This window comes from Bacillus sp. 3G2 (assembly GCF_044324725.1).
GTDB lineage: Bacteria > Bacillota > Bacilli > Bacillales > Bacillaceae_G > Bacillus_A > Bacillus_A mobilis.
The window spans coordinates 1,381,386-1,398,300 of record NZ_CP172246.1; the positions used below are offsets into that span (position 1 = coordinate 1,381,386).

General features: G+C 35.0%; 21 protein-coding genes, 2 pseudogenes and 1 other annotated feature. Of the genes and pseudogenes, 13 read left to right on the forward strand and 10 right to left on the reverse strand.

Annotated features, from left to right (window positions below):
* Positions 1-76: 76 nt before the first annotated feature.
* The gene (locus tag ACHZK0_RS07055) at positions 77-499 is read right to left on the reverse strand and encodes an Lrp/AsnC family transcriptional regulator (RefSeq protein WP_377818850.1); all 423 of its coding nucleotides are present in this window, start codon (positions 497-499) and stop codon (positions 77-79) included.
* Between the two features lie 157 nt (positions 500-656).
* Between ACHZK0_RS07055 and ACHZK0_RS07060 the strand changes: the two genes are divergently transcribed.
* The 3 genes and pseudogenes from ACHZK0_RS07060 to ACHZK0_RS07070 all read left to right on the forward strand — a co-directional run.
* On the forward strand, positions 657-857 hold the full coding sequence (locus ACHZK0_RS07060) for a DUF1272 domain-containing protein (RefSeq protein ID WP_035434724.1): 201 nt from the start codon (positions 657-659) through the stop codon (positions 855-857).
* A 125-nt stretch (positions 858-982) separates the two neighbouring features.
* Positions 983-1,540: an isochorismatase family protein gene (locus ACHZK0_RS07065; RefSeq protein WP_199640703.1), complete on the forward strand. Its 558-nt coding sequence runs from the start codon at positions 983-985 to the stop codon at positions 1,538-1,540.
* 305 nt (positions 1,541-1,845) lie between these two features.
* A pseudogene (locus tag ACHZK0_RS07070) lies at positions 1,846-2,082 on the forward strand (biotin transporter BioY); the annotation flags it as partial.
* A gap of 47 nt (positions 2,083-2,129) precedes the next feature.
* Here the strand turns inward: ACHZK0_RS07070 and ACHZK0_RS07075 are convergent.
* From ACHZK0_RS07075 to ACHZK0_RS07085, 3 genes are all read right to left on the reverse strand, one after another.
* A complete protein-coding gene (locus tag ACHZK0_RS07075) occupies positions 2,130-2,279 on the reverse strand; it encodes a hypothetical protein (RefSeq protein ID WP_063261924.1) in 150 nt (49 codons plus the stop codon).
* 18 nt (positions 2,280-2,297) lie between these two features.
* A complete protein-coding gene (locus ACHZK0_RS07080; protein ID WP_000343557.1) occupies positions 2,298-2,471 on the reverse strand; it encodes a hypothetical protein in 174 nt (57 codons plus the stop codon).
* A gap of 72 nt (positions 2,472-2,543) precedes the next feature.
* The gene (locus ACHZK0_RS07085) at positions 2,544-3,905 is read right to left on the reverse strand and encodes an MATE family efflux transporter (RefSeq protein WP_061678896.1); all 1,362 of its coding nucleotides are present in this window, start codon (positions 3,903-3,905) and stop codon (positions 2,544-2,546) included.
* 181 nt (positions 3,906-4,086) lie between these two features.
* Here ACHZK0_RS07085 and uppP point away from each other — a divergent pair, with 181 nt between their 5' ends.
* Entirely contained in the window at positions 4,087-4,881 is a 795-nt protein-coding gene (gene uppP, locus ACHZK0_RS07090; protein WP_087979915.1) for a bacitracin resistance undecaprenyl-diphosphatase, read from the forward strand.
* Positions 4,882-4,910: 29 nt separating this feature from the next.
* Here the strand turns inward: uppP and ACHZK0_RS07095 are convergent, their stop codons facing one another.
* Positions 4,911-5,498 carry a thioredoxin family protein gene (locus tag ACHZK0_RS07095; protein ID WP_002070995.1) on the reverse strand — a complete coding sequence of 196 codons (588 nt, stop codon included), beginning with the start codon at positions 5,496-5,498 and terminating at the stop codon, positions 4,911-4,913.
* A gap of 33 nt (positions 5,499-5,531) precedes the next feature.
* Positions 5,532-5,963: a regulatory YrvL family protein gene (locus ACHZK0_RS07100; RefSeq protein WP_262741080.1), complete on the reverse strand. Its 432-nt coding sequence runs from the start codon at positions 5,961-5,963 to the stop codon at positions 5,532-5,534.
* A 162-nt stretch (positions 5,964-6,125) separates the two neighbouring features.
* Here ACHZK0_RS07100 and ACHZK0_RS07105 point away from each other — a divergent pair, with 162 nt between their 5' ends.
* Positions 6,126-6,545, forward strand: a complete 420-nt coding sequence (locus ACHZK0_RS07105; protein WP_000081442.1) for a MarR family winged helix-turn-helix transcriptional regulator — start codon at positions 6,126-6,128, stop codon at positions 6,543-6,545.
* A 136-nt stretch (positions 6,546-6,681) separates the two neighbouring features.
* Positions 6,682-6,837, forward strand: a complete 156-nt coding sequence (locus ACHZK0_RS07110; RefSeq protein ID WP_000184933.1) for a hypothetical protein — start codon at positions 6,682-6,684, stop codon at positions 6,835-6,837.
* Between the two features lie 23 nt (positions 6,838-6,860).
* Here the strand turns inward: ACHZK0_RS07110 and ACHZK0_RS07115 are convergent, their stop codons facing one another.
* Positions 6,861-8,096, reverse strand: a complete 1,236-nt coding sequence (locus ACHZK0_RS07115; protein ID WP_395761370.1) for a dicarboxylate/amino acid:cation symporter — start codon at positions 8,094-8,096, stop codon at positions 6,861-6,863.
* A 1,405-nt stretch (positions 8,097-9,501) separates the two neighbouring features.
* Between ACHZK0_RS07115 and ACHZK0_RS07120 the strand changes: the two genes are divergently transcribed.
* A complete protein-coding gene (locus ACHZK0_RS07120; protein WP_262741082.1) occupies positions 9,502-10,845 on the forward strand; it encodes a TrkH family potassium uptake protein in 1,344 nt (447 codons plus the stop codon).
* A gap of 33 nt (positions 10,846-10,878) precedes the next feature.
* Here the strand turns inward: ACHZK0_RS07120 and ACHZK0_RS07125 are convergent, their stop codons facing one another.
* Positions 10,879-11,271, reverse strand: coding sequence for an imidazole glycerol phosphate synthase (locus tag ACHZK0_RS07125; protein ID WP_132131489.1), 393 nt, complete (start codon positions 11,269-11,271; stop codon positions 10,879-10,881).
* 161 nt (positions 11,272-11,432) lie between these two features.
* Between ACHZK0_RS07125 and ytfJ the strand changes: the two genes are divergently transcribed.
* Both ytfJ and ACHZK0_RS07135 read left to right on the forward strand, forming a co-directional pair.
* Positions 11,433-11,900 (forward strand): GerW family sporulation protein, encoded by a 468-nt coding sequence (gene ytfJ / locus ACHZK0_RS07130; protein WP_061678666.1) that lies wholly within the window; start codon positions 11,433-11,435, stop codon positions 11,898-11,900.
* A 108-nt stretch (positions 11,901-12,008) separates the two neighbouring features.
* Positions 12,009-12,098 carry a hypothetical protein gene (locus ACHZK0_RS07135; RefSeq protein WP_000608225.1) on the forward strand — a complete coding sequence of 30 codons (90 nt, stop codon included), beginning with the start codon at positions 12,009-12,011 and terminating at the stop codon, positions 12,096-12,098.
* A 351-nt stretch (positions 12,099-12,449) separates the two neighbouring features.
* On the opposite strand, the gene ACHZK0_RS07140 is transcribed toward ACHZK0_RS07135, so the two are convergent.
* On the reverse strand, positions 12,450-12,689 hold the full coding sequence (locus ACHZK0_RS07140) for a YkuS family protein (RefSeq protein WP_061678665.1): 240 nt from the start codon (positions 12,687-12,689) through the stop codon (positions 12,450-12,452).
* A 126-nt stretch (positions 12,690-12,815) separates the two neighbouring features.
* Positions 12,816-13,055 carry a DUF3911 family protein gene (locus ACHZK0_RS07145; RefSeq protein WP_000752504.1) on the reverse strand — a complete coding sequence of 80 codons (240 nt, stop codon included), beginning with the start codon at positions 13,053-13,055 and terminating at the stop codon, positions 12,816-12,818.
* Between the two features lie 59 nt (positions 13,056-13,114).
* Between ACHZK0_RS07145 and ACHZK0_RS07150 the strand changes: the two are divergent.
* The 4 genes and pseudogenes from ACHZK0_RS07150 to ilvN all read left to right on the forward strand — a co-directional run bounded on the left by ACHZK0_RS07150 (position 13,115) and on the right by ilvN (position 16,891).
* Positions 13,115-13,329: pseudogene (locus tag ACHZK0_RS07150) on the forward strand (hypothetical protein).
* Positions 13,330-13,470: 141 nt separating this feature from the next.
* Complete coding sequence (ilvE, locus tag ACHZK0_RS07155) at positions 13,471-14,367, forward strand: branched-chain-amino-acid transaminase (RefSeq protein ID WP_262741083.1); 897 nt, start codon at positions 13,471-13,473, stop codon at positions 14,365-14,367.
* A 16-nt stretch (positions 14,368-14,383) separates the two neighbouring features.
* Positions 14,384-14,611, forward strand: a binding site (T-box leader).
* 73 nt (positions 14,612-14,684) lie between these two features.
* Positions 14,685-16,385, forward strand: coding sequence for an acetolactate synthase large subunit (ilvB, locus tag ACHZK0_RS07160; RefSeq protein WP_270342204.1), 1,701 nt, complete (start codon positions 14,685-14,687; stop codon positions 16,383-16,385).
* Entirely contained in the window at positions 16,382-16,891 is a 510-nt protein-coding gene (ilvN, locus tag ACHZK0_RS07165) for an acetolactate synthase small subunit (RefSeq protein WP_395761371.1), read from the forward strand. Before ilvB ends, ilvN begins: the two co-directional genes overlap by 4 nt.
* Positions 16,892-16,915 lie beyond the last annotated feature (24 nt).

Here is a 16,915-nt window from a genome sequence, read left to right on the forward strand (position 1 = left end):
TTTAGGGAATTCTTGTTTTGTTACTTTGATAGTCTCATGTGGCAGAATTTCTTAAATAGCTTCGAAGAACTCTATTCTAAAAAATACATCTATATTTTACTGGTGATGATAAGTTAATTAAAGTTGATGGATAGCCAAATTCCATTGAAGCATCTATAAATTCTTCTAAATTTTGTACCGATTCAGTGACTATTTTCACCAAATAACTATATTGTCCAGCTAATCTGTGGCACTCAAAGACCATAGGATTTTCTTTGCAAAAATTTCTGAATTGTTGGCATTTTTTTGATTCAAACAAAACAAAAGCCGTTACATTCTTATTTAATTTCTCTGGGTTTATAACTGCCCTATAGGCTGTAATAATATTTTTATCCTCTAATTTTTTTACTCTTTCTTTTGCAGCAGGTGTTGATAAGTTCACCATTTTTCCTAGTTCAGTCATAGATATGCGTCCATCTTCTTGAAGAATATGTAAAATCTTTCGGTCAATATGGTCCATTTTAAACATCCCCTTTTTATTTAAAGCAAAACGCTTATAATGAATAAATTTTTTAAGTCTTTTGGATGAAATAGCTAATAATTTGTATTTAAACAAAATTATATTATATTTATAATTTTATGTATATAATGAAAAAAATGTTATTGGAGGAATAAAAATGGGACTTGAGATGAGGAAATGCTGTGAGAAATGTAATAATAAGGTTGAAGAGCAATCTTTGGCTTTTATTTGCACACATGAATGTACATTTTGTGAGGAGTGTACAAAATTAATGAATTATGTATGTCCTAATTGTCAAGGAGAGCTTGTCAAAAGACCTAGACCCCTATCTAGTAGTGTCTGCTCTCTTAACATATAACAATACTACTTATTAGGTTCGTAACGAAATAGGTTCAAAAGATAAAAGAGGGCAATATTATGATTATTAGAATAAAGAAAGATATGGAGAACATATATAAATTATAGCATAAAGGAGTTTTTATATTGAACCAAGCTTTGCTTATTATTGATGTCCAACAAGAATTAGTTGATGGTAATAACGAAACTAAAAATGTGCTTAACAAAGAAGAATTGTTAGATAATGTTAATTTAGTTATTGATAAAGCACTAGAATCACATGCTTTGATTATCTTTGTGAGGGATAAAGATGTTGCTGAGGGCCAAGGTCCAGGTTTTCAAATACACCAGACAGTAAAAGTGCCAACCAATGCAAAAATATTTGATAAAGTAGCTACAAATGCGTTTTATGGTACACTATTAATGGATTTTTTAAAGGAAAACGAGATCGAACACCTTATTATCATGGGATGTAAAACAGAACATTGTATTGACACAGCGGTTAGAACTGCAACGGTGAATCATTTCGATGTTACTTTAGTTGGGGATGGTCATTCAACGACAGATTCTTCAATCCTATCTGCTGAAAAGATAATAAGTCATCATAATGAAATACTTCATGGTCATTACAATGTTGACAATTTTTCTGTTGTTCGGACCAGCCGAGAGGATTTGTTCCAACCAATTCATAACAATTACCGATAAATCACTATTTACCCTGCTAAATTGAGAACCTCAAAAAAATTATTGATCTATAGCAGTCAGGAGTGATTGTGGAATAACCCAAACTATATTTAAACGAATGTGTGTTATTATATTTTTAATATGGAAGTATATCACATCAAAAACTAAAAAAAATTAATTTAACCCCGTTCTAAAATTGGAACGGGGTTATGCGTATTTAAGACATTAAATAAAATACATTTATTTTAATTTTACATTTAATGTTTTAATTCTTAGATAGAAATTTCGTTTTGGGGGTAATTCAAAATCTTAGCTTGATGGCAATGGGGTATGACCGATTAATAGAAAATTATTATCCAAATCGTTTTCAGGATTTAGCGTATAAATTTATAAACGAGGATATACGTGAAGTGACGGATGAAAGTTTTCTCTATCAAACTGTAGCGTACGTTGCGGGTACTGAAAATGGTAAGAGAAGCGAAATGAAATTGAGTTATGAAATGAAAATTGTAAAGGTTAATAATATATTTAAGGTGTTAGAACAAAAGCAGTATGTACAATAAAGTGCCACAAATAGCCGATAAAAAATCCCCCAGTTCTTTGAGGGATTTTAAAGGTTTTCATTTTGTTGACCAAGTTCTTTTTGCGCAATGTATAAATTTCCTTGTTCGACTTGTTTCTGAGTAAGAACAGAATCACCTGCATACCCTTTTTCTGTTTTTACAGTACTTTTCGTATGATTGGAATTTTGTTTCTTCATATAATATGTCACCTTTCCTTAAAAATAAACAAAAATGATAAGCACAAGTAGTACAGCAGCGAAAATGGTAATACCCATTAAAAAAGAAGTGTTTTTATTTTTAGGTGGCTTATGTACATCTTGTCGATATCCAGGTGAAATTTCAGGGGCGAATTCTTCATCGAATGATTGCTTTTTTTCTTTTTCGTCCATATGTATCCACCTTTCTTTTTCATTATGTTATACGTTCAAAGAAAAAATATGCATAAAAAAACCGCCCCTCTATCATGAGCGGCGGTTTTCTGTTGTATATTTTCTTTGAACTTGAAAGAGACGGACAAGAAGGAAGATAGCACCAAATGCTAGACCGATAATAAGACCGATCCAATATCCTTTTGCTGCCCAGTCAGTATACGTTGCTAATATGTAACCGAGAGGGAGACCTATTACCCAATAAGCGATTAATGTCATAATTAAGGAAACATTTACGTCTTTATAACCACGTAGTGCCCCTTGTACAGGAGTTGCAATTGCATCTGAAATTTGAAATAAAATCGCAAATATGAGAAATTCTTTTGCTAGATGATGTACTTGTATATCTGTCGTATAAATAGAAGCAATTTCATCATCAAAGAAGTAGAGAAGAATTGAGTATAATAGGGCAAATGCAAGTGCTAAGCCAATCCCGATAAATCCATATTGTTTTGCATTATTATATCGCTTTGCTCCAACTTCGAATCCAACAGCGATGGTCATTGCCATTGCTAAACTTAAAGGAGTCATATATAACAAGGAAGCGAAGTTCATAGCTGCTTGATGAGCTGCGATTGTTGTCGTACTAAAATTACTCATCATAAGTGTCACTGCAGCGAAAATACTCGTTTCAAAAAAGATAGCAAATCCGATAGGGACGCCAAGTTTTAAGAACTCTTTCCAACTTGAAAGAGAAGGACGGTATAATTGTTTAAAGATATGGAAAGATGCGAAAGGCTCTTTCGTACGAATAATAATAACGGTAATAATTAAAATGCACCAATAGGTTGCTGCAGAAGCAATTGCTGCTCCGACACCACCGAGTTTTGGAAAACCGAAATGACCGAAAATTAATACATAATTTAATACTACGTTAATTGGTAATGATAGTAATGTAATAATCATCGTTGTGCGAGTTTTTCCTAATGCATCAATAAACCCGCGTAAAACAGTGTAAGTAAATAAAGGAATAATTCCAATTGCAATAATACTTAAAAATTGTGCAGCAATACGTTCCACAGGTTCTTCCAGGCGCATGCCGTTTAAAATAGGTGAAACAGCGAAGAAACCGATAAGGATGACCACGAAACTAGCACAAATTGCTAAATATACTGCTTGTATGACAACTTGGGGAACATCCTCTTTTTTCTTTGATCCAACGAGCTGTGCAACAATTGGAGTAGTAGCCATCAAAATGCCTGTTAATCCGGTACTAACGGGAAGCCATATACTCGTTCCGATAGCAACACCCGCTAAATCAATAGGACTCGCGTGCCCTGACATTGTCGTATCAAAAAAGCTCATTGCAAATAATGACATTTGTGTTACGAAAATCGGGAAAAATAGTAATACAAATTGCTTTAATTTTTGTGAGAATGAATTAGTTTCTTTCATAAAAGCCCCTTTCCGCATAAAAACAAACCCTCACTATCATACAATTTAATTAAAAAATAGAAAAGAAATACGCGCTTAGAACATATGGAAGCGATAAAAAAAGGATGCACTTTGAAAAGGGATAAGGTATTATGATAAGGTGTGAAAAAATTACATATTCGTTATTAAGGAGGCACTACTCGTGGCTGATTGGTTAATTGGAATAATCATGGGGGCTGTTGAAGGTTTAACAGAGTTTTTACCAGTTTCATCAACAGGACATATGATTTTAACAGGTCATTTACTTGGATTTGACGACGAGAGAGCAAAAGTTTTCGAAGTTGTTATTCAATTGGGATCGATTTTAGCAGTTGTTGTTATATTTTGGAAGCGTCTATGGTCTTTAGTAGGTATAGGGAAAGTAACAGACGGACCATCGTTAAATTTATTACATATTATTATCGGGATGATTCCTGCCGGCGTACTTGGCGTATTGTTCCATAGTGCGATTAAAGAAGTTTTATTTGGGCCAGGCCCAGTTGTCATCAGTTTAGTGGCTGGTGGTATTTTAATGATTGTTGCTGAGAAGTTCTCGAAACCAAGTACAGCAAGAACATTAGATGAAATTACATATAAGCAAGCTTTTACAATTGGAATGTTCCAATGTTTAGCGCTTTGGCCAGGATTTTCTCGTTCTGGTTCTACAATAAGTGGTGGTTTATTAGCTCGCGTGTCACATACTGCGGCGGCTGAATATACATTTATTTTAGCAGTACCAATGATGGTAGCTGCAAGTGGTTTAGATTTAATTAAAAGCTGGGATATATTAAGTACGGCAGATATCCCATTATTTGCAACAGGATTCATTACAGCATTCGTTGTTGCGATGCTTGCAATTGTTTCATTCTTAAAATTATTAGCTCGTGTAAAACTAACACCGTTCGCTTACTACCGTTTCATTTTAGCGGCGGTATTCTATTTCTTCTTCATTATGTAATAAAAAAACTGCCGAGTTCGGCAGTTTTTTTATTTTACTACTTTTTCCATCATGCTTTCCATTACATGTTCCCAAAGAGAAGTATCATCCGCTAATGTAGCACGGAAATTAGCATACATTTCTTTTTGTTTCTCTTCGAATGTTGGATCTTCTTTTTCAGGTAATGTAGCGCGCATAGAAGTTACTAATTCTTGTACTTTTGGAGCGCGTGGTCCCCAAACGGCTTGTTCATTTCCATCTTTATCAATGAAAATAAAGATTGGGATGGCACGTGCTGTTCCATTTGTTAAATATTGATCCATTAATTCTAAGTTTTCATCGCGAATTAATAATCTCATATCAATATTTGCAACTTCAGAAATTCGTTTCATAACAGGTACGCATAAAAGAGCGTCACCACACCAATCAGCTGTTAATACGATAACACGCCAGCCATCATTTTGGCGTTCTTCTAATACAGGAAGTAATTCATTTGGAATTAAAAAGTTATTGTAAATGTGTAGTAGCTCGTATTGATTTACTTTCATTTCATTCACATATGTATCAAAGGACATACCTTTATCAGCCCATTGTTGTAAGTTCATAAGTAACACCTCTTTAGTATGATTTGTTTTCATTGTACCAATTTTTATATAGAAAAGCTTGTATTCTTACTCTTTCTTGTCGCTTAATAATGTATTTACTAGGAAAAAGAATAGTACGACACATAGTTCAGCTATGTTGGACAGTTGTACGCTCTCTATCCAATCGTCGGCAGTATGAATGACGAACCAATCTAACGTAATTTCAATGATTGCAAAAAGGGTAATAGCCAGCCAATTTGGCATGTTTCTTGTCATTGGGTATAGCAACGCCTTGAGGAAACCGAAGATAAAGAATGTAATACCGTCTAAGAAAGTGATTAATAAAAAAAATAGAAGTAAAGCAGTGCGTGATCTATACTCTATACCTGTCATATGAAAGATTCCTACATATACAAAGAAAATAAATGCAAAAATTATAATGAGAAATAGAATAACAAAACCAATAATCAAAGTCTTATCTTTTAGATTAAGATTAGAAAATTTGTCTTCTTCACTCACTATATCATCTCCTTTTTCTGGAAATTTGATTTTATTGTATCATGAAATGTATATTAAAAAACTACGAATTATGGGAAAATAAGGTGACAAAAAGTAAGATTTCATGTAAAATTATTAATAAGGTTTTTATTTAACCAAATGAAATAAAAGGAGCTGTCAAAATTGTCTCAAAATCGAGAGCAATTAATGGAAGAACTATCGACAAATGTGTTTGCTATGTTTCGCACGTTGCGTAATGATATTGGAAAAATATTTGGTGGTTACATACCGTGGAATGAGTTCATCGTCCTTAGAATATTGAACCGTACGAATAAAGAAATGGTATCACGTGTAGCTAACGAATTAAATGTATCGAATAGTCATATTACAGCTGTTACAGAAAAATTAATTAATAAAGGCTTTGTAACCCGTTCACGTTCTACATCAGATCGCAGAGTTGTATATTTAGAGATTACAGAGCAAGGAAAAGATTTGGTTGCGAAAATGGAAGGTGAGAAAAAGAAATATTTACAAGAAAGATTCTCCGCCCTTTCAGAAGAAGAAATGAATATCATGATATCTATTTCTAAAAAACTTATTTAATTCGTTACAAACAAGAAAACGCTTACATTTAAAAAGGGAAGACCTTCCTTATATGAGGAAGGTCTTCTTTCGTATGTAAAAGATTATAAAAAAGAAAATATGTAACATACTACTAGTAAAGGAAGGGGGCAGAAATATGACAAATCGAAATGGTAGTAAAGGGAGCGGAAATCAAGGCTCACCGAAATCAGGTCAATTTCAGCAAGAGTTTAGCACTGAATTTGAGACTGGTAATGATAACAAAGGAAAAGAATATCGTTCGAAAAAAGGAAGTAAATCAAAAAAGGAGTGAATCATTTCACTCCTTTTTTTGATTTAAGATGCTGCAGATTGATCCGTATTATATTTTTCTTCTGATTTTGCGACAATCATTGCGCAAATCGCATCGCCAGAAATATTTACAGCTGTTCGTGACATATCTAGAATACGGTCAATACCGATAATTAAGGCAATACCTTCTACTGGTAGATTTACTTGATTTAAAACCATCGTAAGCATTACAAGTCCAACGCCTGGTACACCAGCAGTACCGATACTAGCTAGTACAGCAGTTAATACGACGACAGCTAATTGGGACATAGTAAGCTCAACTCCATATACTTGAGCGATAAACACAGTTGCTACACCTTGCATAATGGCAGTACCATCCATATTGATAGTTGCACCTAGTGGTTGTACAAAAGAACTTATCGCTTTTGGAACACCAAGTTTTTCTTGTGCTGTTTTCATTGCAAATGGAAGAGATGCATTAGAGCTAGATGTACTAAATCCAATTGCCATTACTGGTCCGAAATGTTTAAAGAAACGGACAATGCTTTCTTTTGCTAATACCTTTAATAATCCACCATAGACGAGGACGCCGTGAATAATAAGTACTAGCATAACGACAATCATATACTTGAACATCGCAGCGACGCCTGCAAGACCCATTTTACCAACGGATGAAGCGAGCAATCCAAATGTTCCGATTGGAGCTAATTTCATAACGAGATTAACAAGATACATCATTAATTCGTTGCCCTGTTCAAGTAATGAATGGATACCTTGAACTCGTTTTCCTAAAATAGCGATACCGAGTCCGATTAATACGGCAAAAGCAATAATTTGTAACATGTTTCCATCAGCCATCGCTTTTGCTGGGTTATCTGGTACGATATTGAGTAGTGTATCGACGAAAGATGTTTCGTTTTTTGCACCTTCATATTTAAGCCCTTCGGTTTTAAAGTTACCACCAGATCCTGGTTGTATAATCAGTGCAAATGTAACTGCAATAGAAATGGCAACGGCTGTAGTGACAAGAAAGAATGAAATTGATTTTAAGCCGATTCTTCCAAGTTGTTTCGGGTCTCCAAGCCCAGCAGCCCCAAGCACGATAGAAATGAACACAACAGGAACAACTAGCATTTTAATGAGTCGAATAAACAATTGACCAAGTGGATTGAACACATATTGATTTAATGGTTCAAAAATGGATGGTGCAGCTAAATTTAAAGTGAGTCCGACAACTAAACCGAGAAATAATGCAATTAAGATTGCTTTTGTTTGTTTCAATAGAACCCCCCCTTATGTTTGTGAAATTACTTTCTACATTAATTGTACCGAAAAACTACCTATTTTGACAATATTTTCTGAATATTTTGTATAAAAATATCTATTTAAATATAGATTGCTTTTGCTAGAGTAAGCAAAAAAATCGGGAAATCTAGTTAGAAAACAAAATAGACCATCACATAGGATGGTCTAGGGAAGGGGACAATTTATGTCAATTTAATTAGGGATGGAAGCCATTCAAAGACACTGGGGAATGTCTTATAAATTAGGGAGGAATAGCTTCGATACATATACTATAAAAGGTGGATGTGACCCCTATGTGAACATAGGGTGAAAGAGAGAGGGAGTTTTACATAAAGGATAAAGTAAACAAAAAAATAAGACCATCACATAAGAGATGGTCAAGGAAGGGGACAATTTATGTCAATTTAATTAGGGATGGAAGTTGTTCAAGACACTGGGGAATGTCTTATAAATTAGGGAGGAACAACTTCGATACATATACTATAAAAGGTGGATGTGACCCCTATGTGAACATAGGGTGAAAGAGAGAGGGAGTTTTACATAAAGGATAAAGTAAACAAAAAAATAAGACCATCACATAAGAGATGGTCAAGGAAGGGGACAATTTATGTCAATTTAATTAGGGATGGAAGTTGTTCAAAGACACTGGGGAATGTCTTATAAATTAGGGAGGAACAACTTCGATACATATACTATAAAAGGTGGATGTGACCCCTATGTGAACATAGGGTGAAAGAGAGAGGGAGTTTTACATAAAGGATAAAGTAAACAAAAAAATAAGACCATCACATAAGAGATGGTCAAGGAAGGGGACAATTTATGTCAATTTAATTAGGGATGGAAGCTATTCAAAGACACTGGGGAATGTCTTATAAATTAGGGAGGAATAGCTTCGATACATATACTATAAAAGGTGGATGTGACCAAGGTGTGAACATAGAGTGAAAGAGAGAGGGAGTTTTACATAAAGAGTAGAGTAAACAAAAAAATAAGACCATCACATAAGAGATGGTCAAGGAAGGGGACAATTTATGTCAATTTAATTAGGGATGGAAGTTGTTCAAGACACTGGGGAATGTCTTATAAATTAGGGAGGAACAACTTCGATACATATACTATAAAAGATAGATGTGACCTTGGCGTGAACATAGAGTGAAAGGTATGAGGATTTGAGAAATGATACATATAACATGATTGTTGCGAGAGTTATAGAGTAAGAATAAATAGAATAGAAAGTGTCTCGTCATAAAATGAAATAAAAGTTGAAAACTATGAAAAAAAGGATTATGCTCAACTATATTATGAGAATATAAGGTTTATCCCGCTATGTAAGGTTTGTTATAAGCCTTTAGTTATGAGGGGAAAAAGGGAGTTAGTGAATATGGAAGTAACAAAAAGACAAGGGCTATATAATCGTTTTATACGATTAAATCCACCACAAATATTAGCATTAGGTTTTTTCTGCTTAATTGTGGTTGGCGGTTTGTTATTAAAGTTACCATTCGCAACGAAAGTACATATTAGTTGGGTAGATGCTTTCTTTACGGCAACGTCAGCAGCAACTGTAACGGGATTGGGAGTAGTAGATACTGCAAGTACGTTTACGATGTTTGGCGAGATTGTTATTATGTTTTTAATTCAAACAGGCGGTTTAGGTCTTATGACAATTGCCATTTTAATTGTTTGGGTATTAGGTAAAAAAATCGGATTACGCCATCGATTATTAATTGGAGAGGCATTTAATCAGACAAATATAGGTGGTCTTGTAAAATTAGTAAAACGTGTTTTTATATTTTCAATTTGTATTGAGTTGATTGGAGTCATCTTTTTATCATTTCGCTTTATTCCAGAGTTTGGTTTTGGAAAAGGTGTATACTATAGTATTTTTCACGTGATTGCATCTTATAATAATGCTGGATTTGCTCTATGGCCGGATAACTTAACAAGGTATGTAGGAGATCCTATTATTAATATAGGGATTTGCTCTTTAATCGTAATAGGTGGTCTCGGTTTTACTGTATTAATTGATATATGGTATAGCCGAAGTTTTCGAAAACTATCGCTTCATTCCAAAATTATGATTGTTGGAACAGTAGCGTTAAATGTTATAGCGATGATTGTGATTTTTGTATTGGAATATAATAATGTGAAGACGTTAGGGAATTTACCTTTAAATGAAAAGTTATGGGCTTCTTTTTTCCAAGGTGTTACTCCTCGTACTGCTGGATTTAATACAGTTGACTATGGGGGTATGGAAGAATCATCTATACTATTTACGATGGTTTTAATGTTTATTGGTGCAGGAAGTGTATCAACGGGTGGAGGGATTAAATTAACAACGTTTGTTATTTTAGTTACATCTGTCCTTTCTTTCTTTAGAAAGAAAGAGGAAATCGTATTATTTCAGCGTACAATAAAAATGTCGACAGTAACGAGAGCGCTAGCTATTGCTGTTGCCAGTCAAATCCTCATTTTTGCAGCTGTATTTGTATTAATGCTTACAGAAAACTTCAGCTTTATTCAGTTACTATTTGAAACAATTTCAGCGTTCGGTACAGTAGGGTTAACGATGGGGATTACTGCAAAGTTATCAGCGTTTGGAAAATGTATTATTATGTTTGTTATGTTTTGCGGATTAATTGGACCGTTAACACTTGTGTTTTCTTTAGCGCGACCAGCAAAACAAAAAATTAAATATCCATCGGAAGATGTATTTACAGGATAAGGTATCCCGCATAAGCGAGATACCTTTTTTATTTTAAAAAAGGGAGAACAATAATCCGATAAGTGCTACTCGGAATAAAATTGCAATGAGTGCTGCAATTCCGCCGACAATCGCAGCGATACCACCAGTTACAGTAGCTCCGCGATTATAAGCGTAAATCCCTAGTAATACAGAAACAAGACCAAATAATGTTGGGAAGGTAAAGAGTGATAAGATAGATAAAGCAAGAGCGATAAAGCCAGCAGTTGATCCAGCGGCTGACGATCTTACATCATCTTTATGATCTTTCTCGTCGTAATCATAATCAATGCGCTGTGGTGCAACCTCAGCTGCATATTCTTCGTTATAGTCACTATAATCACTATCTATTCTATCTCTTTTTTTATACTCATCAAATTTCTCAGTCAAAGTCATGACTCCTTTCATAACAAGGTTCAATAGTAGTATGTTTCTCTTTTTCTTTTTTATCCCGTTTTAATGGGCAGTAAAATCCCCACTGATTAAAGTTTCACTTTATCCGAGTATGTACAGGGAGTAATATCCATTTAAAAGGTGGAAAATGTTTTTTGGAAATAGGAAAAGTTAGTATGACTTCCTCTATTTTGGAAAGTATAAAAAAGAATAAGAAGGAAAGGGTGCAATACATAATGGAACATCCAATTGAAAATTTAATGAAAACAGCAATGACAAATTTAAAAGAGATGGTAGATGTAAATACAATTGTCGGAAGTCCAGTTTCAACGGCTGATGGAAATGTAGTATTAACAGTATCTCAAGTGGCTTTTGGTTTTGGTGCCGGCGGAAGTGATTTTAAAGGTGATTTTATTTCTGAAAAACATAATAACGGACAAGGGCAGCATAAAGAGAACAAGCAAAGTCATCCATTTGGAGGCGGAAGCGGGGCTGGGGTTTCTATTAGTCCAGTTGCTTTTTTAGTAGTTGGTTCTAACGGTGTGCAAGTATTGCACCTCAATAGTAGTACGCATTTAATTGAAAAGGCTTTAAATACCGTACCAAGCACTGTAGATAAATTTGTAAATGGTCGCCAAAAGTGAACTTGCATTTTTTAGGAATTATGATATATTAGAAAAAGTGCGCTTTAGGATGATCGGAATAATTGAACTGTAAATATATATGATGTGTGGAATAAGGGAGAGGAATTTATGATTAATATCAAAAACTTAGTAGTTGGCTTATGTATGTTAGTAAGCGGTTTTGTTGTATATGTAATAAAAGAAAAAGCTCCATTCTAAAACAGACAAACCGTTACCGTCTGTTTTTAATTTGCAAAAAATGTTGACAAGTTATTGTATTGGTGTTAAAATTTTAATTCGTGTCTCGGTTACAGCTAGTGTAAAGTAAATAAATCTTATAAATATAATACGAAAAGTTTGCGAAAGATCGGGTAGTCTTACCAACAACTTTTGTGAACAAACCCTATAAATTATAATTGTAGGCTTTATAGGTATACTAGTGAATCAAGGAGCGGTCATTGGAACCGTAATGATGAGAGAGAGGTAGGGCTTTCATCCAGTATATGTTACTTTCCCGTTAGGTGAATATAAAAAAGAGGACTCCTTTTCAAAAGGAGTCCTCTTTCTTTTTTAAGTACGGCTCTCAACTTGCTGACAAATTTCATCTGTTGTTAAACCATGAGCTGTAATTACCGATCCCTTAATAGATGTATCTGCAATACCCATCATATTGGAATCTTGCCCAGTTACAACACAACAATCGCACCCTTGTGCATCATGTTCGGAGTGAAGGGTAACGACTTCATGTCCCTGTTGCTTAAGAGCTTGTTGAACATCTGTTAATGAGTTTTCAACGCCAATTCTAGCCATAATTCTCACCTCCTACCATCTAGTTGCTAGTATGCTCAAGTACATCGCATATATTTATGCAAAGACGGTAGGAAGCCTATATTTATTCTGCTATTGACGGATAGCGTAATTAACGTATCACTTTATCTAGTCGTTATATACACCAGTAAGCATTTGACTTACGAATTGATCGTTTAAAGTATCTTGGGCGGAAGAAGTATTTGAATGAATGTCGATTGAAGCAATAAAATTATTATGTTCTTTATTATTTGGTTCTACCTCTACATAATTATCGAATTTACAAAAACCTTTCGTATCCATTAGATCAAATAGTTGAAGCATTTCTACTACCTCTTGTCTCGTTCCTTTAATTTGTACACACGCCATATTGATTTCCTCCTTCATTTTGACAAATTGTTTTTTAAAAATAGGATTATGATTGCGAGATGAAAAATATGAATGTTATTTTTAGACAGCGTTAGTTTTCTTATTTTCCCCCTTTTTCAGCAAAAGTCGTTGTATATTCCCGAATTTATAAAAACGGACGTCCGTTTATTGAATACAATAGATTCGTATCAATTGATGAAAATCCTTCTTTTAAACAAATATTTTTTTAGTGGAATTTGGCGAAAAAAATTTTTTGACTTTTTGTAAACGTTAACAATGCTGTTAAATCAATATAATCAAAGATGTACGTACGATTAAAGATTATAAATTTTCTAAAAATTCACTTGATTTATTTAAAAAGGAGAGTAAACTAGGAAACAATAAAAAATTCATAGAACATAGGAGGCGCTTTCCAGTGAATGAGCAATGGATTTTCTTAAATGGAGAATTTGTTCCAAAAGACGAAGCAAAAGTTTCAGTATATGATCATGGTTATTTATATGGAGATGGAGTATTTGAAGGAATTAGAGTTTATAGCGGTAATGTTTTCCGTTTGAGAGAGCATCTTGTCCGGTTATATGAATCAGCAAAATCCATCATGTTAGAAATTCCATATTCTTTAGATGAGGTAACGAATATTGTTGTTGAGACGATTCGACAAAATAAATTATCTAATGGATACATTCGCCTTGTTGTATCGAGAGGTGCAGGAAATCTTGGATTAGATCCTGATTCTTGTAAGAAACCGAATGTAGTCGTAATTGCAGAACAACTATCTTTATTCCCACAAGAATATTATGAAAAAGGGATTCCGGTTGTAACAGTTGCAACGCGCCGAAACCGTCCAGATGTTTTGTCGCCTCAAGTAAAATCATTAAATTACTTAAACAATATTTTAGTTCGTATTGAAGCGAAATTAGCTGGAGTACAAGAAGCACTTATGTTAAATGATCAAGGATACGTAGCTGAAGGCTCAGGAGATAACGTGTTTATCGTAAAAGGAAATAAATTAATTACACCACCAAGTTCTGCTGGAGCGTTAGAAGGTATTACACGAAACGCTATTTTAGAAATCGGTGAACAACTTGGATATGACGTTAGAGAAGAATTATTTACAAGACATGATGTATATGTAGCTGATGAAGTATTTTTAACAGGAACGGCTGCTGAAGTAATTGCTGTTACGACAGTAGATGGTAGAACGATTGGTTTAGGGCAAACAGGTCCACATACGAATCGTTTATTAGAAGAATTCCGAAAGTTAGTTATAGAAGATGGAGAGAAAATTTACGAAGAAAATAAAGTTGGATAACAACTTTTTATAACATAAGAAAGCGTTGAGAGGGAGGAGTAGTTGATTGTGAAGCCTCACAGAGAGTCGGTGGTTGCTGAAAACCGATGGTTCACGTCGACGAACATCGCCCTTGAGTGCTAAGCTGAAGCATTTGTCTAGGCTTAGACGGTAGCTCCGTTATTAGCTAGACTCATTAATGGGTCACTGAGGCAAGAGTATTCTTGCGAAGAAGGGTGGTACCGCGAAATCTTTCGTCCCTTCAGCACATAGCTGGAGTGTGGACGTAGGATTTTTTTTATTGATAAAAGTTTTCAAAAAGGGGGCTTACAAAAACAATGTCTTCAAAAACGGAAGAGAAACTGGCAACTGGTGCACAGCTATTGTTAGAAGCGCTAGAAAAGGAAGGAGTAGAAGTGATTTTCGGTTATCCTGGTGGTGCTGTTTTACCTCTTTATGATGCACTCTATGACTGTGAAATTCCGCATATTTTAACAAGGCATGAGCAAGGTGCTATTCACGCCGCTGAAGGGTATGCCAGAATTACTGGTAATCCAGGGGTTGTCATTGCAACGAGTGGACCAGGTGCTACAAATGTTATTACGGGTCTTGCAGATGCCATGATTGATTCGTTACCACTTGTTGTATTTACGGGGCAAGTAGCAACAACGTTAATCGGAAGTGATGCTTTCCAAGAAGCGGATATTATGGGGCTTACGATGCCGGTGACAAAACATAACTATCAAGTGCGAAAAGCTTCAGATTTACCTCGAATTATTAAAGAAGCATTTCATATTGCTAGAACAGGAAGACCAGGCCCAGTCGTTATTGACCTTCCGAAAGATATGGTGGTAGAGCAAGGGGAACGATGTAATGACGTACAAATGGATTTACCAGGATACAACCCGAATTATGAACCGAATCTACTCCAAATAAACAAATTATTACAAGCAATTAGTGCTGCAAGTAAGCCGTTAATTTTAGCTGGGGCAGGTGTATTGCATGCGAAAGCATCAAAAGAGTTAACAAGTTTTGCTCGTAAATATGAAATCCCAGTTGTGCATACTTTACTTGGTCTTGGAGGCTTTCCGCCAGATGATGAACTTTTTCTAGGAATGGGAGGAATGCATGGTTCATACACAGCCAATATGGCGTTATATGAATGCGACTTACTTATTAATATAGGTGCAAGATTCGATGATCGGCTTACTGGAAATTTAGCTTATTTTGCTAAAGAGGCGACTGTTGCGCATATCGATATTGATCCAGCAGAAATCGGAAAAAATGTGCCGACTGAAATTCCTATTGTTGCAAGTGCTAAGCAAGCGTTGGAAGTATTACTTCAACCGGAAGGAAGGAAAGAAAATCATCATAATTGGCTCTCCTTATTAAAGAGTAGAAAAGAAAAATATCCACTATCTTATAAACGGAATTCGGAAAGTATTAAGCCTCAATACGCAATTGATATGTTATATGAACTTACGAAAGGAGAAGCGATTGTAACAACAGATGTTGGGCAACATCAAATGTGGGCCGCACAATATTATCCGCTGAAAAACCCAGATAAATGGGTAACTTCAGGAGGGCTAGGAACGATGGGCTTCGGATTTCCAGCAGCAATTGGGGCGCAAATTGCAAAGCCTGAGGAACTAGTTATTGCAATTGTCGGTGACGCTGGATTTCAAATGACGCTGCAAGAATTAAGTGTATTAAAAGAACACTCTTTACCTGTTAAAGTATTTATTTTAAATAATGAAGCTTTAGGGATGGTAAGACAATGGCAAGATGAATTTTATAATCAAAGATATTCGCACTCTTTACTGTCGTGTCAACCAGATTTCGTCGCTCTTGCGAATGCGTATGGCATAAAAGGAGTTCGCATAGATGATCCACTTCTTGCAAAGAAGCAAATACAGCATGCGATTGAATTACAAGAACCGGTCGTAATTGATTGCCGTGTACTTCAATCAGAAAAGGTAATGCCGATGGTTGCGCCAGGGAAAGGTGTTCACCAAATGGAGGGAGTGGAAAAAGGGTGAAGAGAATTGTTACAGCGACAGTTCGAAATCAAAGTGGTGTGTTAAACCGAATTACAGGTGTTATGACACGAAGGCATTTTAATATTGAAAGTATTTCAGTAGGTCATACAGAATCATCGGATATATCACGGATGACGATTGTTGTACACGTTGAAAATAAGCAGCAAGTTGAACAGTTAATTAAACAACTTCATAAGCAAATTGATGTTCTGAAAGTATCAGATATTACAGAAGAAGCGATGATCGCAAGAGAACTTGCACTTATTAAAGTCGCAACATCAGTAGCAAGAGCAGAATTATATAGTTTAATTGAACCGTTTCGAGCCGCTGTAATAGATGTTGGGAAGGATTCCATAGTTGTGCAAGTAACTGGTACGCAGGAGAAAGTAGAAGCATTAATTGAATTACTTCGTCCATACGGTTTGAAAGAAATTGCTAGAACAGGCGTAACTGCATTTACGCGTAGTATGAAAAAACAAGATAAGCAAGTTATGTTAATTCAATAATCATTTAAATATAGGGGGAAATGA

Bases quoted from the DNA above. Each gene is read 5' to 3' on its own strand.
- ACHZK0_RS07055 (WP_377818850.1), bottom strand. From the start codon at position 499: ATGGACCATATTGACCGAAAGATTTTACATATTCTTCAAGAAGATGGA.
- ACHZK0_RS07060 (WP_035434724.1), top strand. From the start codon at position 657: ATGGGACTTGAGATGAGGAAATGCTGTGAGAAATGTAATAATAAGGTT.
- ACHZK0_RS07075 (WP_063261924.1), bottom strand. From the start codon at position 2,279: ATGAAGAAACAAAATTCCAATCATACGAAAAGTACTGTAAAAACAGAA.
- ACHZK0_RS07080 (WP_000343557.1), bottom strand. From the start codon at position 2,471: ATGGACGAAAAAGAAAAAAAGCAATCATTCGATGAAGAATTCGCCCCT.
- ACHZK0_RS07085 (WP_061678896.1), bottom strand. From the start codon at position 3,905: ATGAAAGAAACTAATTCATTCTCACAAAAATTAAAGCAATTTGTATTA.
- ACHZK0_RS07095 (WP_002070995.1), bottom strand. From the start codon at position 5,498: ATGAAAACAAATCATACTAAAGAGGTGTTACTTATGAACTTACAACAA.
- ACHZK0_RS07110 (WP_000184933.1), top strand. From the start codon at position 6,682: ATGACAAATCGAAATGGTAGTAAAGGGAGCGGAAATCAAGGCTCACCG.
- ACHZK0_RS07120 (WP_262741082.1), top strand. From the start codon at position 9,502: ATGGAAGTAACAAAAAGACAAGGGCTATATAATCGTTTTATACGATTA.
- ACHZK0_RS07125 (WP_132131489.1), bottom strand. From the start codon at position 11,271: ATGAAAGGAGTCATGACTTTGACTGAGAAATTTGATGAGTATAAAAAA.
- ytfJ (WP_061678666.1), top strand. From the start codon at position 11,433: ATGACTTCCTCTATTTTGGAAAGTATAAAAAAGAATAAGAAGGAAAGG.
- ACHZK0_RS07135 (WP_000608225.1), top strand. From the start codon at position 12,009: ATGATTAATATCAAAAACTTAGTAGTTGGCTTATGTATGTTAGTAAGC.
- ACHZK0_RS07140 (WP_061678665.1), bottom strand. From the start codon at position 12,689: ATGGCTAGAATTGGCGTTGAAAACTCATTAACAGATGTTCAACAAGCT.
- ACHZK0_RS07145 (WP_000752504.1), bottom strand. From the start codon at position 13,055: ATGGCGTGTGTACAAATTAAAGGAACGAGACAAGAGGTAGTAGAAATG.
- ilvB (WP_270342204.1), top strand. From the start codon at position 14,685: ATGTCTTCAAAAACGGAAGAGAAACTGGCAACTGGTGCACAGCTATTG.